The following is a 16,170-nucleotide window of genomic DNA, read 5'->3' on the forward strand; positions in this document are numbered from 1 at the left end:
ATTACTTTTGTTAACAAGAATTACTTGCAATAATGCACGCCACTTTTGTTCTCGGCCTCACGAGGCCTGGAAGAGCAACAACGTTTTTCTATCTCAGGTCCGGCCAGCATGACACGTAATCAAACTCCCGCTTCGCCAACCACTCGACCTCGCGCCTGGAGCGCCGTCGCGGCTCTGTTGCTCAGCCTGATGCTGGCACCGACTGCGGCCTTCGCCGACGCTCAAGCGCCAGCCACCCCTGCCGCCACCGAACAGAGCGCACCCGCTGCCGCTCCGGCTGCACCGGCCGCCACCGATCCGGTGCAGGCTGTCGACGCCGCCGAGGCACCTGAAGTTCTCGAAGCCGACAACACCCTGGGCATGGCCCACGACCTGTCGCCATGGGGCATGTACCAGAACGCCGACATCATCGTGAAAATCGTGATGATCGGCCTGGCCATCGCTTCGATCATCACCTGGACTATCTGGATCGCCAAAGGCTTCGAGCTGATGGGCGCCAAGCGTCGTCTGCGTGGCGAGATCGCCGCACTGAAGAAAGCCACCACTCTCAAAGAAGCCAGCGCCACGGCCGGCAAGGAAGGCACCCTCGCCAACCTGCTGGTGCACGACGCGCTCGAGGAAATGCGCCTGTCGGTCAACAGCCGCGAGAAAGAAGGCATCAAGGAACGCGTCAGCTTCCGCCTCGAGCGCCTCGTCGCGGCCTGCGGTCGCAACATGAGCAGCGGCACCGGCGTGCTTGCCACCATCGGCTCCACCGCGCCGTTCGTCGGTCTGTTCGGTACCGTGTGGGGCATCATGAACTCGTTCATCGGCATCGCCAAAACCCAGACCACCAACCTTGCCGTTGTCGCGCCGGGTATCGCTGAAGCGCTGCTGGCTACTGCACTGGGTCTGGTTGCGGCGATTCCAGCGGTAGTGATCTACAACGTCTTCGCCCGCTCCATCGCCGGTTACAAGGCGCAGGTCTCCGATGCCTCGGCAGAAGTCCTGCTGCTGGTCAGCCGCGATCTCGACCACCAGCCTGAGCGCAGCTCGCAGCCGCACATGGTTAAAGTGGGGTAATCGGCCATGGGCCTGCATTTAAAAGAAGGCGCAGACGACGATCTGGCCGAGAATCACGAAATCAACGTCACGCCGTTCATCGACGTGATGCTGGTGCTGTTGATCATCTTCATGGTGGCCGCGCCGCTGGCCACTGTGGACATCAAAGTCGACCTGCCCGCCTCGACCGCCAAACCGGCGCCGCGGCCAGAGAAACCGGTGTTCCTCAGTGTGAAAGCTGACCAGCGCCTGTTCCTCGGTGACGACGAAGTGAAAGCCGAAACCCTCGGTGCCACCCTCGACGCCAAGACCCAAGGCAAGAAAGACACCACCATCTTCTTCCAGGCGGACAAAGGCGTGGATTACGGCGACCTGATGAGCGTGATGGACAGCCTGCGCGCCGCCGGTTACCTGAAGGTTGGTCTGGTCGGTCTCGAGACGGCAGCCAAGAAATGATCACGACGCGCCATAAGCTGACGCGTTACAGCGGTAGCCTGGCCGTGGTGCTGGGTGTGCATGCGCTGGCCATCGCGCTGGCGCTGAACTGGACTGCCCGCCCGCCCATCGAATTGCCGCCGCAGGCAATGATGGTCGAGCTGGCTCCATTGCCTGCCCCGCCACCGCCGGCTCCGCCGAAAGTCGTCACACCGCCGCAGCCACCGGCGCCGGTGGAAGAGCTGCCGATGCCGAAACTGGCCGAAGCACCGAAAGCAGAAATCGCGGTACCGAAACCCAAGCCGAAGCCAAAGCCCAAACCGCCGAAGCCGGTCGAGAAGAAGCTGCCTGACCCGCCGAAGGAAAAACCTTCCGAGGAGAAACCGGCCGATACGCAACCGACTCAGGCGCCAACGGAGAAATCCGCCCAGCCTGCGCCGGGTCCGTCGCCGGCTCAGTTGGCGGCCAAGGCCAGTTGGCAAGGCACCCTGCTCGCGCATCTGGCCAAGTACAAGAAGTACCCGCAGAGTGCGCAGTCGCGGGGCAAGGAGGGCTTGAATCGTCTGCGCTTCGTGGTCGATGGCGAAGGTAATGTACTGTCGTTCGAGCTGGTGGGCCGCTCTGGCAACGCTGATCTGGACCGGGCCACCCTGGACATGATCCGCCGCGCGCAACCGCTGCCCAAACCACCGGCCGACATGCTCAACAACGGCTCGATCGAAATTGTTGCGCCGTTTGTTTACTCCCTCGAACGCCGCCGTTAAGCAACATCGCAATACCTGTGGGAGCTGGCTTGCCAGCGATAGCTGTGTGTCAGAGAAGGATTTATCAACTGACCCACCGCAATCGCTGGCAAGCCAGCTCCCACAAGGTTCTTCGCCAGCCGAGAGAACCAATCAAAAAAGGCACCGAAAGGTGCCTTTCGCGTATCTGCCAGCGGCAAACCGACTTCGACCGGTGTCGCACTCAGCCCGCAGTCTGATAACGTGCGTCTATCGATTGCAGCCGGTATGCTTGGCGCATCTTCATGGACGCTCGCTATGACCCTCACAGAATTACGCTACATCGTTACCCTCGCCCAAGAGCAGCATTTCGGCCATGCCGCCGAGCGTTGCCACGTCAGTCAGCCGACGCTGTCGGTGGGCGTGAAGAAACTTGAAGACGAACTCGGTGTGCTGATTTTCGAGCGCAGCAAAAGCGCCGTGCGCCTGACCCCGGTCGGCGAAGGCATCGTCGCCCAGGCGCAAAAGGTGCTGGAACAGGCTCAGGGCATCCGCGAACTGGCGCAGGCCGGCAAGAACCAACTGACCGCACCGCTGAAAGTCGGCGCCATCTACACCGTCGGCCCGTACCTGTTCCCGCACCTGATTCCACAACTGCACCGGGTCGCCCCGCAGATGCCGTTGTACATCGAAGAAAACTTCACCCACGTTCTTCGCGACAAACTGCGCAATGGCGAGCTCGATGCAATCATCATCGCCCTGCCGTTCAACGAAGCCGATGTGCTGACCCTGCCGCTGTACGATGAACCGTTCTACGTGCTCATGCCGGCCCAGCATCCGTGGACCAAGAAAGAATCCATCGACGCCGGCCTGCTCAACGACAAGAGCCTGCTGCTGCTCGGTGAAGGCCACTGCTTCCGCGATCAGGTTCTCGAGGCCTGCCCGACCCTGACCAAAGGCAACGACGGCGCCAAGCACACCACGGTCGAGTCCAGCTCGCTGGAAACCATTCGCCACATGGTCGCGTCCGGCTTGGGCATCTCGATCCTGCCACTGTCGGCAGTGGACAGCCATCACTACGCCCCGGGCGTGATCGAAGTGCGTCCATTGACCGCGCCAGTGCCGTTCCGCACCGTGGCGATCGCCTGGCGCGCCAGCTTCCCACGGCCGAAAGCCATCGAGATTCTTGCCGACTCCATTCGCCTGTGCTCGGTAGCCAAGCCTGCCGCGCCGGTTACGGCCGGTTAAGCGAGCGTCATGACGGAGCTGTCGCAAGTGTCGGTGACGGCACTCAAGGGTGTCGGCGAGGCCATGGCCGAGAAACTGGCCAAGGTCGGCCTCGAGAATCTGCAGGACGTGCTGTTCCACCTGCCACTGCGCTATCAGGATCGCACCCGCGTGGTGCCGATCGGCGCGTTGCGGCCGGGGCAGGACGCCGTGGTCGAAGGCACCGTCAGCGGTGCCGACGTGGTCATGGGTCGGCGTCGCAGCCTCGTCGTGCGCTTGCAGGACGGTACGGGCGGACTGAGTCTGCGCTTCTACCATTTCAGCAACGCGCAGAAAGAAGGTCTCAAGCGTGGCACGCGGGTTCGCTGCTACGGTGAAGCCCGACCCGGCGCCTCAGGCCTGGAAATCTATCACCCGGAATACCGCGCGATCACCGGCGATGAACCGCCGCCAGTGGATGAAACCCTGACCCCGGTGTACCCGCTCACCGAAGGCCTGACCCAGCAGCGCCTGCGCCAGTTGTGCATGCAGACCCTGACGCTGCTCAAGCCGAGCACCCTGCCCGACTGGCTGCCGACCGAACTCGCCCGCGACTATCAACTGGCGCCGCTGGCCGATGCGATCCGCTACCTGCACAACCCGCCCGCCGATGCCGACGTCGACGAACTCGCCCTCGGCCATCACTGGGCGCAGCATCGCCTGGCGTTCGAAGAACTGCTCACCCATCAACTGTCGCAACAGCGTCTGCGCGAAAGCATGCGTTCACTGCGCGCGCCGGCAATGCCGAAAGCCACGAAACTGCCACCGAAATACCTGAAAAACCTCGGCTTCAACCCGACCGGTGCGCAACAGCGAGTCGGCAACGAAATCGCCTACGACCTCAGCCAGCACGAACCGATGCTGCGGCTGATTCAGGGTGACGTGGGCGCGGGTAAAACCGTGGTCGCCGCCCTCGCTGCGCTGCAAGCGCTGGAGGCCGGTTATCAGGTCGCGCTGATGGCGCCGACCGAGATTCTCGCCGAACAGCACTTCATCACCTTCAAGCGCTGGCTCGAACCGCTGGGCATTGAAGTCGCGTGGCTGGCCGGCAAGCTCAAAGGCAAGAACCGCGTCGCCGCGCTGGAACAGATCGCCAGCGGCACACCGATGGTGGTCGGCACTCACGCGCTGTTTCAGGACGAAGTGCAGTTCAAGAACCTCGCGCTGGTGATCATCGACGAACAACACCGCTTCGGCGTGCAGCAGCGTCTGGCCCTGCGGCAGAAAGGCGTCGGCGGGCGCATGTGCCCGCATCAACTGATCATGACCGCCACACCGATTCCACGCACGCTGGCGATGAGCGCCTACGCCGACCTCGACACTTCAATCCTCGACGAACTGCCGCCCGGCCGAACCCCGGTCAACACCGTGCTGGTCACCGATACCCGCCGCGTCGAAGTCATCGAACGGGTGCGCAGCGCCTGCGCCGAGGGACGTCAGGCCTATTGGGTGTGCACGCTGATTGAAGAATCCGAAGAGCTGACCTGCCAGGCCGCCGAAACTACTTTCGAGGACCTCACTGCAGCCCTCGGCGAATTGAAAGTCGGGCTGATCCATGGGCGCATGAAGCCGGTTGAAAAAGCTGCGGTGATGGCCGAGTTCAAGGCCGGCAACCTGCAACTGCTGGTCGCCACCACGGTGATCGAAGTCGGCGTCGACGTACCCAACGCCAGCCTCATGATCATCGAAAACCCTGAACGCCTCGGCCTCGCACAGCTGCACCAGTTGCGCGGCCGCGTTGGGCGGGGCAGTGCCGCCAGCCATTGCGTGCTGCTCTACCATCCGCCGCTGTCGCAGATCGGCCGCCAGCGCCTGGGCATCATGCGCGAGACCAACGACGGCTTCGTCATTGCCGAGAAAGACCTCGAACTGCGCGGTCCCGGGGAAATGCTCGGCACCCGCCAGACCGGCCTGCTGCAATTCAAGGTCGCCGACCTGATGCGCGACGCCGACCTGCTGCCCGCCGTCCGTGACGCCGCGCAAGCCTTGCTGGAACGCTGGCCGACTCACGTCAGCCCATTGCTCGACCGTTGGCTGCGGCATGGGCAGCAATACGGCCAAGTGTGAGCACCGTCGCAGTTTGTGCAGGATCGTTCCCACAGAGCTGGTTATACTCCTGCCATTGTTTCAAAAACGGATACAGACCATGACCGAAGCTGCTCTCGTCCCCGAATCTCCGCAAGCTCCGTCTGTTATTCGGCTGCTGCTCAACAAGCTGGGCGTTGCCTACGAAGAAGTGCTCGACCACCACGGCCTCAATGCCTCGCGCAAAGTGCAGGCCGTGTTGCTGGACGACGCCGTGGGCGCGTTGATGGTGCTGTTTCCACAGAGCCAGTTGCTGGATCTCAATCGCCTCGCCGAACTCACTGGTCGCCGACTCACAGCCGTGTCCACCGAGCGCCTGGAAAAGATGCTCGGCAAACACAATCTGAGTCTGCTGCCGGGCCTGCCGGCGCTGACCAGTTCGCCGTGCCTCTACGAAGAAAGCCTGCTGCGCGAGCCGAAGCTGCTGATCAACTCCGGCGAACCGGGCCTGCTGCTGGAAATCAGCAGCGAAGACTTCAAATCGATGCTGACCAAAGCCAGCGCCGCCAACTTCGGCGAAGCCCTGAGCAGTATCCGCCCCAACCTCGACCGCCCGGACGATGACCGCGAGGAAATCACCCAGGCCGTGCAGGCGTTCACCGCGCGCCGGATTCAGCAGCGCCTGGAAGCGACCATCGAGATTCCACCGCTGGCCGAAACGGCGCAAAAAATCATCAAGCTGCGCGTCGACCCCAACGCCACCATCGACGACATCACCGGCGTGGTCGAAACCGATCCGGCGCTGGCTGCACAAGTGGTGAGCTGGGCCGCATCGCCGTACTATGCCTCGCCGGGCAAGATCCGTTCGGTGGAAGACGCGATCGTCCGCGTACTCGGCTTCGATCTGGTGATCAACCTTGCGCTGGGCCTGGCCCTCGGCAAAACCCTGAGCCTGCCCAAAGACCACCCGCAACACACCACACCGTACTGGCAGCAATCAATCTACACCGCCGCCGTCATCGAAGGCCTGACCCGCGCCATGCCGCGCGCCCAGCGCCCGGAAGCCGGCCTGACCTACCTCGCTGGTCTGCTGCATAACTTCGGTTACCTGCTGCTGGCCCACGTGTTCCCGCCGCACTTCTCACTGATCTGCCGCCACCTGGAGGTCAACCCGCACCTGTGCCACAGCTACATCGAGCAACACCTGCTCGGTATCAGCCGCGAACAGATCGGCTCGTGGCTGATGCGCTACTGGGACATGCCGGATGAACTGGCCACCGCCCTGCGCTTTCAGCATGACCCAAGCTACGACGGCGCCTACGCCGAATACCCGAACCTCGTCTGCCTGGCCGTGCGCCTGCTGCGCAGCCGCGGGATCGGCTCCGGGCCGGATGAAGACATTCCGGATGCACTGCTCGAACGCGTCGGCCTTAGCCGTGACAAAGCCAACGATGTGGTCAGCAAAGTGCTTGAGGCTGAAGTGCTGCTGCGGGAACTGGCCTCGCAGTTCAGCCAGGCATAAACACCCGCTCTCACGAGATCATTTTTATTCGTGAGAGCGGCCCATCAGAGCGTCGTTTATTGATCAAGCAATGAAACGCGCTATCCATCCGCTTGTAGCCGAACTCAATCGGTCGTTCCAATACTCACCGCAGATGACGATTTTATTTTGCGCGGTGACGTGCAGATCCAAACAATTTTCCAGTTTCTCTGCCTGATCGAAAGATACCCATCCACTACCGTTGAACGTCGAATCGAGCTCGCCGGTAAGGCGATAACGTGCACAGACAGCGTGCATCTCATCAGTAACAATCGTTCCGCCGCTGGTGCCAGCCACAATCAATTTGCTGTCATCCGCGTCGCCAAAGGCGCAGCTCGACCAATTTTGACCGATTTCAGGCACAACTTTGGTATACAACGGCTCGCCATTGTTGAATATAGGGTGGGGTGAGCCATCCGCCCTGAGTACGACAATCACCCCTTCCCCCTCGCGGAAGCCTTCACCAGCCTGGCCGCCTATCAAAGCAATCATTCCGTCCTTTTTCCTCACGGCAATATCGCGGAAAATCGGCCGCCGGTCAGAGGACACAATGGCCGCCTTGAATTTGTCGTCGCGCAGTCCATCTTTTGTGAAGCGCACGGCATAGGCACCGAAGATACCGTCATCATGAAAGTCGCCATACACCACCAAGCCACCGTCTGCTTGGACAGCCACGCCACGGGCGGCGTAATCACCTGCCGGACTTAACTCCGCCAATTCAATAGTGGCCGAACCGGTCTTGTTGAAGGTCCTGTCGAAACTGCCGTCGGGATTCAGTCGCATGACCAAGCCTTTGGTTTGTTGCGTTACAGGATCAAAGCCAAACGAGACCAGCGCTATTTTGCCGTCTGGCAACTCGATACCTGACGCTCCAGAATTGGCGGTGCTCTGAACAGCAGACTCGATATTTCCAGATGCATCACGAGGCGCGCCTGCAGCCCTGCCCCCGGATTTAATGTTTCCGGGACCAGATCGTACGGGAAAGAGACCACACCGTCTTCGCCAAACTTGTCGTTTAGCCGACCGTCCCGCAGCAACTGGATGGCAACAAGACCGCTTTCAATACCAGGCGGCTGCGACATGTAAGCGAACGTAATCAGCAAGCCCCCATTAATCAGCAAGCTTGCGCTCAATTGCCCTGATAAAAGTTTTTCCCCTGTCAGGATCCGCGCAAAACCTTGCCCTTTCGTGCCAAACCCGTTGTCAACATCAAGCTGCCCGTCTTCAGTAAGCCGTGCGACTACGAAGCCAGGGAACACCCCTGACTCATCTGCCACAACAAGCAGCCGACCGTCGGGCAAAGAAAGTACAACTTGGGGGACAACGCTGACAAACTCGGAAAACTCCCAGTTCACTATGCCGTCATTGCCGAATGTTGAATCAAGTTCGCCTGCTTGTACGGTCATATCGGTGATTCTCCAATCCGGTTAAGTCCCTTTACTGCTGGACGCCCCATGAAGCCTCAGCCCTCAAACAAAAACACCTGTCATTCCTGACAGGTGTTCATGGTATTTCGTGCCAATTGACCGACTTATCAAGCCAAAGCAATTACTCGCTGCATTCAAAAAGGGGCGCGTCAAGCCTTAGGCTTGGCCTTCCTCGGCTTCAAATACTTCATCAACCCCTGAAACCACATCACCAGCGCCGGATTACCCTTCAGCTGGATCGACTTGTCCTGAATGCCCTGCATAAACGCCAACTGCTTGTTCTTTGCCTGCATCGTTGCAAAGCCATAACCGGCATCTTTAAACGCAATCGCAAACGCCGGCTCCGCCACCACGCCAGACTTGCTGGTGATGCGCTGATCCTTGACCACGAAATGCCGCGCCACTTTCCCGTCCAGCGTCTGTAACTGAAACACCAGATCCTTGTCACCCAACTGCTGCTGGAACGCAGGATTTGTCCGGCTGGCCTTACCCATCAACAAACCCATCATCCACAGGAGAAAACGAAATTTCATGCGCACAGCCTCAAAAGGAAAATGAACGGCCGGGGCAGTGTAAGGGATTCGGACGATAACGCCAGTATCTGACGCTATTGGAAGAGGATGCAGACCATTTCCCGCACGATGACCACCAAGTCACGATTCAGCGCTCGCCCACTGATCGTTCCCCGCTCCGCGTGGGAATGCATCCCGAGACGCTCCGCGTCTCCCCTTCACCTTTCCTACACCTGTTGAAACACATCCCTGTAGGAGTTGGCGAAGCCTGCGATCATTTGATCTTCCGGCCCGCGAATCTATGGAAAATTTCCTGCGAAGTGCGGGGCTGTCCATGAACTAGGCGAGCTTGAAGATCACCGATAGGCTTCCTGCGTCATCGGCTATTCGGTGACCGGATGTGCAAGTCCGAATTCGGGAGCAATTTCTTCTTACTCCAAGGGATTTACACCGATGACCAATTCAACGACCAACACCGAGGACACCTCCCCCTACGAATCCTTCGATTCAAGAAAACTACATGAAGCCGCCGAACGCGCCCTCGATCACCATTTGGGCAACCCCGGCCATCCACCGGTCCCACGCCGCGAAGGCTTGTTCAGCCTGAACCCGGACATCGACGCCGAAGCCCTCCTGGCCAACGCCTCGGAAGACCTGCTATCCATCAGCATCATCGCTGCGGATCTTGCGGACGACATAGATGGCTCCCGCCGCTCAGTTGCACTGGCCCTGAGCAGAATGGCGGACGGGGTGCGATTGATGGTGGAAGGGACGCTTGACCATATTGAAGTGCGGAACCTGGCTGCCAAATCTTAGCGAGATTCGCGGATGAAAAAGTGGGGGCGTTGAGTCCCCTTTCTCGATGATCCCTGTCTTACCACCGACAGCCTGTCTCTGGAGATGCATCCACGGTGATGTCTTGTTCAAATGAATACTTCTTTCCGGATTTGTAGTTCGTGTAAGTCATCCCGTAAATTCGAGCACCTTGGCTGACCATTTCATATTCGCCTGTCAGCGAGTCTTCGGACACCTCCACCCAGGTTGTCGTGAACTGAGAGGGCCGCCCCTCTGCCATGACTTCCTCTTCGACGCTCCGATAGACAAGGGGAATGACCTTTCGGGACTTCGTGTACTTGACCCCTGCTCCGCTCCAACGTGAGACGGTGTCGTAATAGGATCGAAACTCGAAATTGATGTTCTTGCCTTCCAACGAACGGAAGCAGGAAACCTCGGTGGTAACCTCACCTAGGGCAGTCAGCGGTATTAGCAGAAGCGCAGAAATAAACGCAAACGACGATTTCAAACCGATCATTCCTTAGCGACTTATGGGCAATTGAAAGTGCATTTCTGCGAACTTTACGGGAATAGGGACCGAATCATTTCTTGGAGACTCCAGCACTGCGCTCACCCACCCTCGCCGGGATCTTCGAAGCCTTCCCCGCTTCAGATATTCGCGATGAGTATTGCTTGTATGCCGCCATCGCCCGCTCTTTATCGTTCACGGCCCAATAACTGTCAGCGAGATTCAGGTAAGCAACCGTCCTGTTTGGGTGGTTGGCAATCACTGCATTGAGCAACTCAATCGACTCAGCGTAGTAACCCGCCTCGCCGAGCAGAAAACCGAGGTCATTGGACCAGCCGGGACGCTGCGGGTAGTAATACTTTGCGACGATATAGCTAGCCGGGGGACAAGTGTCATGCGAGCCACCGCCCATCAACGCGTAGCTCATCGTATCCTTGAAGGAAGAGTCATCACCCTTTCGGTAGGCTGCCAGCGCCATATCCAGCAAATCAGCCGAATCGACGGTCATCAATTTCTTTCTAACGCCCTCAATACTGCCAGTACGAGCAACCTGCAGCCTCTGCAGCGCTTCACGCCCATCGAAAGAAGCGAGAGTGATGGGGCCCAATGTCTGCACCGGCAACTCCACTACGCTGACAAGCGACCGATCACAGGAGTCGTTGTTCGCCACTTCCAGCAGAGCTTTCAGCTCAAACTGCTTTGAACCTCTGTTGAAGGCGAACAACAGGTTGAAGTTGTAAACCGCGTTATCTTCTTCGCTGGTTACCAGCGCGATGTAATCCCCTTCCTCAAAGAACGGCTGCTTCACGACAGCTTCCTCAGCCTGCGGATCAATGACAGTCATGACGCCGGGGCGGCCTTTAAGTACATGGACGCTGAATACACCCTGAAGCGCAGACGAGTACTGACTCTTGATCAGAGGCAGCGCCTTCGACGTATCGAGCAAGATGTCCTCGTCACGCGCTTGTTCCGGCGCAATCAACAATCGGTTAGAAACTTCGTCCGCATCGCCCGCCAGCACAAACACCTTTTGCCGTGATGCATCACCCAGCAAGCTAGCCGGAATTTCCTTCAGGACTTGTGGGGCAGCGAGTCCGCATGAAGTGGTTAGCAGCCCAAGGCTCAACACGATAAAGCGGAAGAACATATTCACTGTCTCAGTCCCTGAATTTCAGATCGCTCAACGACTCGTTGCGGAATCTTCTGCGCTTTACCAGCAGCAGTCATCGCTTCGCCGTACTCGCGGTAATAACGCTGCGCTTCTTCTTGCCGATCAAGTCGCCACAGCGAATCAGCCATGTTCAGCATCAGCACCGTGCGTTTGCCGACTGCTTCAACGCCTCGATAAAACTTCAGCGCCAACTCATCGTTGCCGCCCTCGGCCAAGTAGAAACCGAGGTCGTTGTAAGTCTGAACATTTTGCGCCGGGGGATGACACGCCATGTAGGATTCCGGGCTTAAAAAGCTCAGGCTCCATTCGATGGACTCTGCTCGGGACTGCGCAGGCTGGATACTCGAAGCATTTTTCAGCAGGTCCTTGGGTGACTTAGTCTCCAAGACAGGATTGAGCACCCCGCCCTCTTCGGAAACCCATTGTTTGCCTACCCATTTACCCTCACAAAACCGCTCGTAACTCTCAGCAAGCACGCAACCGGTTTCCATCGAGATCACATCGCAATGCCCTTGTGATGTCGCTATTTCCTCACCGTTCTCACCGATGACTACCCCGTACTCCACCGCAGTCGCCAATAGAAATTTTTTGTCAGGGCTGAGCCATTCAGGATAAGCCTGGGCACCAATGCCGGCATGAAACAACGGGAACGTTTTTCCATTCGCGGTGAACCAGGCAGTGGTAGATTCCACGACGGGTGACGTCCACTTTTTAGCCCGGAACGTCACTGTGTTTCCGGCGGATCCCACTATTGGCGGGTCAACGGCAAAGACATTGGTAGCGCTGAACAAACCGCCGATCATCAACACCCACTTAAGGCTGGTCATAGCAAATCCTTGTCGCCGTTAGCCGGCCTGTTGTTCCGCCAAGCACTTCGCATAGCCGTCCGCAAACTTGGCATCGAACGACAATGCCACTGGCTCCTCCAACTCCGCCGAGCTATTGAGCAATACACGGGTAGCCGGGGTGTATTTGATCCAGCCGATCGTGCCGGTGCCGTCGGTGTCGAAGAACAACTGAGCGCGCACTACTTCACCGTCGTCCTCATCGATCAGCAAATTGACCTTGTCCTTGCCGACATAACGAAACGGAAAATCGCTGCTCCTGACAAGCTCAGTAAGGTAGCCGTAGCAACTCCCTTCACTGGCAGTCGCGGGCAGTGAATGAGGTAATAGCGAAAGCGCAATCAGCACAGACCGAATGAAAAACCGGTTCATCCACTCACTCCTCATCCATCGGCGACGATTCCACGTCGGTCATGCTCAGCAGCCGAAACTCATTGTTCACAAACTCGTAATAACGGTCCCGGTTACCACTTTCCAAAGCATTCCCCTGCGCATCTTCTTCGCCGTCGAGCGTGATGCCGGACACGATAATCAAACGACTACCGGGCTGGTAAACCATGCCGAACGTGCTGCCGTCGTAAGCATTCGGCAGACCGCCAACCACTTCACCGGTCTGAACGTTCAGCACTTCGCCGCAAATGGCGCTGCCGCCACAGCCAAGCCTGTGCAGGATGTAATGGCCGGCGAAGTTGACCTTGCCTTTCAGGGCTTGCACCCGTGCCTGATCCATCATTGGGCTACTGTTTTCCTGCGGCACCAGTTTATGGTTGGGGCCGGTGAAAACTGGCGTGACGGTGTAATCCTTGAATGCTGGATCGGCAGCGAATGCCATGGACGCGGCAGCCAATATCAAGCTGCCGAGAAGAACTGAAAATCCTTTCACGTAATAACTCCGTAAATGCAGTGGGGGCCGTCGACTTACTCAGACTGCCCTTCATAAAGCTGTGTCTGCGGATTGAATTGCCACAGATGGGGCCGGGTCATGGCCTCTTTGCCCTTGTAGCGGATCTGGTCGCGCTTATCGCGGATGTAGGAGTAGATCTCGATGTCTTTTACATCGCCGCCGTTCTTGGGCGGTCCGTCCAGTACCTTGACCTCGGCGAAGTAATCGCCGCCGACATGCTTCAAGTAACCGTGGCACTGGATAAGGAAGGCGAAGGTCGAGTCACCCGCTGAACCACGGCTTGAGTAGGAGGTGAAAATGAAGTCCTCCTGACCGTCGCCGTTGAGATCGCCGCGATACACCACCTTGCCCTCCTCCAGACTGAATCCATCAGTTTGAAAACTTGAATGTATGTCCAGGACGTAATCGGGTCTTTCCACCCATTGCGAGAGAAAATTCTTCGTATCGGTCTCCGAATTGCACAGATCCGTTGCCATGCTCACCATCGGCAACCAGGCCAAACACATCAACAACAGTCGTTTCACTTCGCATCCTTCGAATTGATCAATTCCAACTCACCATCCCGATACAACACCTCACACCCCACCCACGCCGGATCCACCTGCGGCATCACCGCCGATGGCTTGCGCAATTCGCGCAGCAACGTCGAGCCATGCGACAGCCGCCCCCCATCCGTGCAATCACTGCCCGCGCCGTTTGGTAATGCGCGTGCCGCCCCGGATCGAGGGTGTCTTCGAGCAAAATATCCTCGCCCAAAATGCCCTGCACCTGCCCCGGATAAATCATGAACCCGGTGGCCTGCTCCGCACCTTCGCGACCGTCCTGCCAAAAGCTGCCATCGCGGGTGCGCACATCCGGATGCGGCGCAAACCAGTGCTCGCGATCCGCCAGTGGCATGGCGTGGTGCAGACGAAAGAAGATGCGCATGAGGTTGTCGCGATACCACTCGCGCACTTGCAGGTAGTAACCGCGCAGGCCCGGCAGGCCAGTCGAATGCGCGAGGCGGATCAGCCCCGGCCATTGCGGGAATGGCTGTAGCGGCAGATCGCTCGACGCGGGCCGAGGGGTGGCCGGATCGGTTTCCCAAGGCAAGCGGTGAGGACTGTTTTCAAGGTTGTCGTAAGCGGTTGGCGGGCGGCCCAGCCAGTCACCGCCGCTGCTGGCCAGCGCCGTGGCGATACACAGATTGCCTTGCACCACGAACACGTAAAACCGGGTGAACCAGTCCGCGAGTTGTTGGCCATCGGCAGCTTGGGCGACGAGTTCGGCGAGTTCCTGATCGAAGCGCTGCAAGCCATTTTCAAGGTTCAGCAAATGACCGCGAGCCTTGCGTTGCATACGCCAAAACAACGGCAACGAACGCAACATCCTCAGTGGTTGCCACGGCAGATGTGGCGTCGCGCCGCCAACTTCACCAGCGTAGTTATCGGCGCTAATGCCCCAGTCGGCCAGCCGGGCGAGAAACAGGTCATTGTTGATGTAGGACGCGCCGCCGAACACCGCGGTGAACGGCTCGTTGTCCTGCAGCACCCGCGCATCCCAACGCGCCATGATCGCCGGAATACTCGCTGCCGCGCGGCGCTGGGCGTGTTCCACCAACACGCTCGGTTGCGGCGGCAGGATCTCGGCGATGTTGGCGGCAGTCAGGTGGCGGCGCCAGCCGTAATCGCTGATCGGCCGGTATTGCAGCAACCACAATTGCGAGCCATCCCAAGCCCATTCGACGTCGCCGGGCACGTAGTGGAACACGCGCAGCACGTCTTGCAGAAAGTGCCAGAGCAGGTCTTCGGTCAAGCCGTGGGATGGCGTGTACGTGCCGCTGCGCCAAGCATCGCCGAGCCGCGAAAGCGTTGCTCGCGAGGGGCTGACGTGACCGTCGGCCAGCGATTCGAGATGGCCTTCAACCCACTCAAGTTCTACCGAGAGATGGCGTACGAAGGCAATCCCGGACACTACCGGGGTGATGAAGCGTTGCACCACCACTTCCTCGACGCCTTCGGCCGTCAGATCGGCAATGCGTTTCGGCACATTGGCGGATGGCTCGCGCAGATAGGTCGTGCTCAAACCAGCATTCGCCGAATCGGCCTGATCTTCGCCATAACTGGAGGAGCGCACCGCCCAGGTCACATCAGGTTGGGCGGCGAGAAATCCCGGCAGACGCGGATCGCTGCAATCGTTGAGGGTCAGCGCTGCCGGTACCGCTTGCCGGGCCAGTTCAGCCAGGCGCAAACGCCCACCCTTGGTGTGCGCGACAAACCCGCGCTCGCCGGACTCCAGCCACTGCGCGAACTGCGCGGGCGAGTCGATCCACGGGTAATGACCCCAACCAGATTTGAGGCTGATGGTCAGGTCGGCGCGAGCGAGAATCGCCGACCATGCCGCCGCTTGCTCAATGCCGAGCACCGCGTCCTGATCGCCCCAAACCAACTCGACCCGATTGGTGATCCACTCCAGCAGTGGCAACGCGGTATCGCCGCGAATCAGATCCCAGTGCGGCACGAACGCACGGCAGCGCGCATAGCCGGCGCCCATGCGCTGGTACTGCGCGGGCGTCCAGGTCTGGTTGGAGAACTTGCGCGCGAACAGCGTGGGTTTGTTCGACAGTAGCCAGTGAATGGTCTTGCGAATCGGCAGCGGCGACATCAGTGCCGGCAAGCGCCGCTGCCACAAAAACGCCCCAACCGGCGCCAACAGAACACTGCGCGAAAAGTGTCCGGGCCGACGCTGCAACGCATGCAACACCAGCAACGCATTGACCCCGACCGCCATGATCGCGCTGCCCTGCTCAGTCATCGCCAGCAAGGTCTGCGCGTAGTCCGCCAGATCCTCGCAGGGTGGCTGCGGATTGGCGCCGAAGCCCGGCAACTCCAGGGGCACCACGTCGTAGCGCTGGAAGTGCGGCAGTGCGTCGTCCCACCAATCGGCAGCGCTGCCGTTGCCGGCCAGCAGGTACATCAACGGCTTGCTCATGGACGATCC

At 59.3% G+C, this 16,170-nt stretch carries 16 protein-coding genes and 1 pseudogene; 7 read left to right on the forward strand and 10 right to left on the reverse strand.

All coding sequences use genetic code 11. The features are described 5' to 3' along the window. Positions 1-108 precede the first annotated feature (108 nt). The 6 genes from exbB (at position 109) to ACZZZ4_RS08225 (ending at position 7,011) form a co-directional block, all read left to right on the forward strand. A complete protein-coding gene (gene exbB / locus ACZZZ4_RS08200) occupies positions 109-1,062 on the forward strand; it encodes a tonB-system energizer ExbB (RefSeq protein ID WP_415761073.1) in 954 nt (317 codons plus the stop codon). Between the two features lie 6 nt (positions 1,063-1,068). Beyond that, positions 1,069-1,497: a TonB system transport protein ExbD gene (exbD, locus tag ACZZZ4_RS08205; protein ID WP_016772535.1), complete on the forward strand. Its 429-nt coding sequence runs from the start codon at positions 1,069-1,071 to the stop codon at positions 1,495-1,497. Beyond that, positions 1,494-2,240, forward strand: coding sequence for a TonB family protein (locus tag ACZZZ4_RS08210; protein WP_463547593.1), 747 nt, complete (start codon positions 1,494-1,496; stop codon positions 2,238-2,240). Before exbD ends, ACZZZ4_RS08210 begins: the two co-directional genes overlap by 4 nt. A 276-nt stretch (positions 2,241-2,516) precedes the next feature. Then, positions 2,517-3,446, forward strand: a complete 930-nt coding sequence (locus ACZZZ4_RS08215; RefSeq protein ID WP_024014805.1) for a hydrogen peroxide-inducible genes activator — start codon at positions 2,517-2,519, stop codon at positions 3,444-3,446. A gap of 9 nt (positions 3,447-3,455) precedes the next feature. Then, entirely contained in the window at positions 3,456-5,531 is a 2,076-nt protein-coding gene (recG, locus tag ACZZZ4_RS08220) for an ATP-dependent DNA helicase RecG (protein ID WP_041476627.1), read from the forward strand. A gap of 79 nt (positions 5,532-5,610) precedes the next feature. After that, positions 5,611-7,011: an aminoacyl-tRNA deacylase and HDOD domain-containing protein gene (locus ACZZZ4_RS08225; protein WP_041476626.1), complete on the forward strand. Its 1,401-nt coding sequence runs from the start codon at positions 5,611-5,613 to the stop codon at positions 7,009-7,011. Positions 7,012-7,074: 63 nt separating this feature from the next. Here the strand turns inward: ACZZZ4_RS08225 and ACZZZ4_RS08230 are convergent, their stop codons facing one another. The 3 genes from ACZZZ4_RS08230 to ACZZZ4_RS08240 form a co-directional block, all read right to left on the reverse strand. Then, positions 7,075-7,884, reverse strand: a complete 810-nt coding sequence (locus ACZZZ4_RS08230) for an NHL repeat-containing protein (protein ID WP_463547594.1) — start codon at positions 7,882-7,884, stop codon at positions 7,075-7,077. Then, the gene (locus ACZZZ4_RS08235; RefSeq protein ID WP_463547595.1) at positions 7,866-8,435 is read right to left on the reverse strand and encodes an NHL repeat-containing protein; all 570 of its coding nucleotides are present in this window, start codon (positions 8,433-8,435) and stop codon (positions 7,866-7,868) included. The genes ACZZZ4_RS08230 and ACZZZ4_RS08235 overlap by 19 nt, the downstream gene beginning before the upstream one ends. Positions 8,436-8,605: 170 nt before the next feature. Beyond that, on the reverse strand, positions 8,606-8,989 hold the full coding sequence (locus ACZZZ4_RS08240) for a helicase (protein WP_039757355.1): 384 nt from the start codon (positions 8,987-8,989) through the stop codon (positions 8,606-8,608). Positions 8,990-9,421: 432 nt separating this feature from the next. On the opposite strand from ACZZZ4_RS08240, the gene ACZZZ4_RS08245 reads away from it, so the two are divergent. Further along, entirely contained in the window at positions 9,422-9,784 is a 363-nt protein-coding gene (locus tag ACZZZ4_RS08245) for a DUF6124 family protein (protein ID WP_426156245.1), read from the forward strand. 58 nt (positions 9,785-9,842) lie between these two features. Here the strand turns inward: ACZZZ4_RS08245 and ACZZZ4_RS08250 are convergent, their stop codons facing one another. The 7 genes and pseudogenes from ACZZZ4_RS08250 to ACZZZ4_RS08280 all read right to left on the reverse strand — a co-directional run bounded on the left by ACZZZ4_RS08250 (position 9,843) and on the right by ACZZZ4_RS08280 (position 16,161). Then, positions 9,843-10,271, reverse strand: a complete 429-nt coding sequence (locus ACZZZ4_RS08250) for a hypothetical protein (RefSeq protein ID WP_463547596.1) — start codon at positions 10,269-10,271, stop codon at positions 9,843-9,845. Between the two features lie 73 nt (positions 10,272-10,344). Beyond that, positions 10,345-11,418, reverse strand: coding sequence for a tetratricopeptide repeat protein (locus tag ACZZZ4_RS08255; RefSeq protein ID WP_463549260.1), 1,074 nt, complete (start codon positions 11,416-11,418; stop codon positions 10,345-10,347). 2 nt (positions 11,419-11,420) lie between these two features. After that, positions 11,421-12,269, reverse strand: coding sequence for a tetratricopeptide repeat protein (locus tag ACZZZ4_RS08260; RefSeq protein ID WP_463547597.1), 849 nt, complete (start codon positions 12,267-12,269; stop codon positions 11,421-11,423). An 18-nt stretch (positions 12,270-12,287) separates the two neighbouring features. Continuing rightward, on the reverse strand, positions 12,288-12,659 hold the full coding sequence (locus tag ACZZZ4_RS08265) for a hypothetical protein (RefSeq protein ID WP_134784998.1): 372 nt from the start codon (positions 12,657-12,659) through the stop codon (positions 12,288-12,290). A 4-nt stretch (positions 12,660-12,663) separates the two neighbouring features. Then, on the reverse strand, positions 12,664-13,119 hold the full coding sequence (locus ACZZZ4_RS08270; protein WP_243432840.1) for a hypothetical protein: 456 nt from the start codon (positions 13,117-13,119) through the stop codon (positions 12,664-12,666). Positions 13,120-13,205: 86 nt separating this feature from the next. Further along, complete coding sequence (locus ACZZZ4_RS08275) at positions 13,206-13,715, reverse strand: hypothetical protein (protein WP_224796879.1); 510 nt, start codon at positions 13,713-13,715, stop codon at positions 13,206-13,208. After that, positions 13,712-16,161, reverse strand: a pseudogene (locus ACZZZ4_RS08280) (alpha/beta hydrolase). The gene ACZZZ4_RS08275 and the pseudogene ACZZZ4_RS08280 overlap by 4 nt, the downstream one beginning before the upstream one ends. Positions 16,162-16,170 lie beyond the last annotated feature (9 nt).

It is taken from the genome of Pseudomonas sp. AC252 (assembly GCF_979258105.1).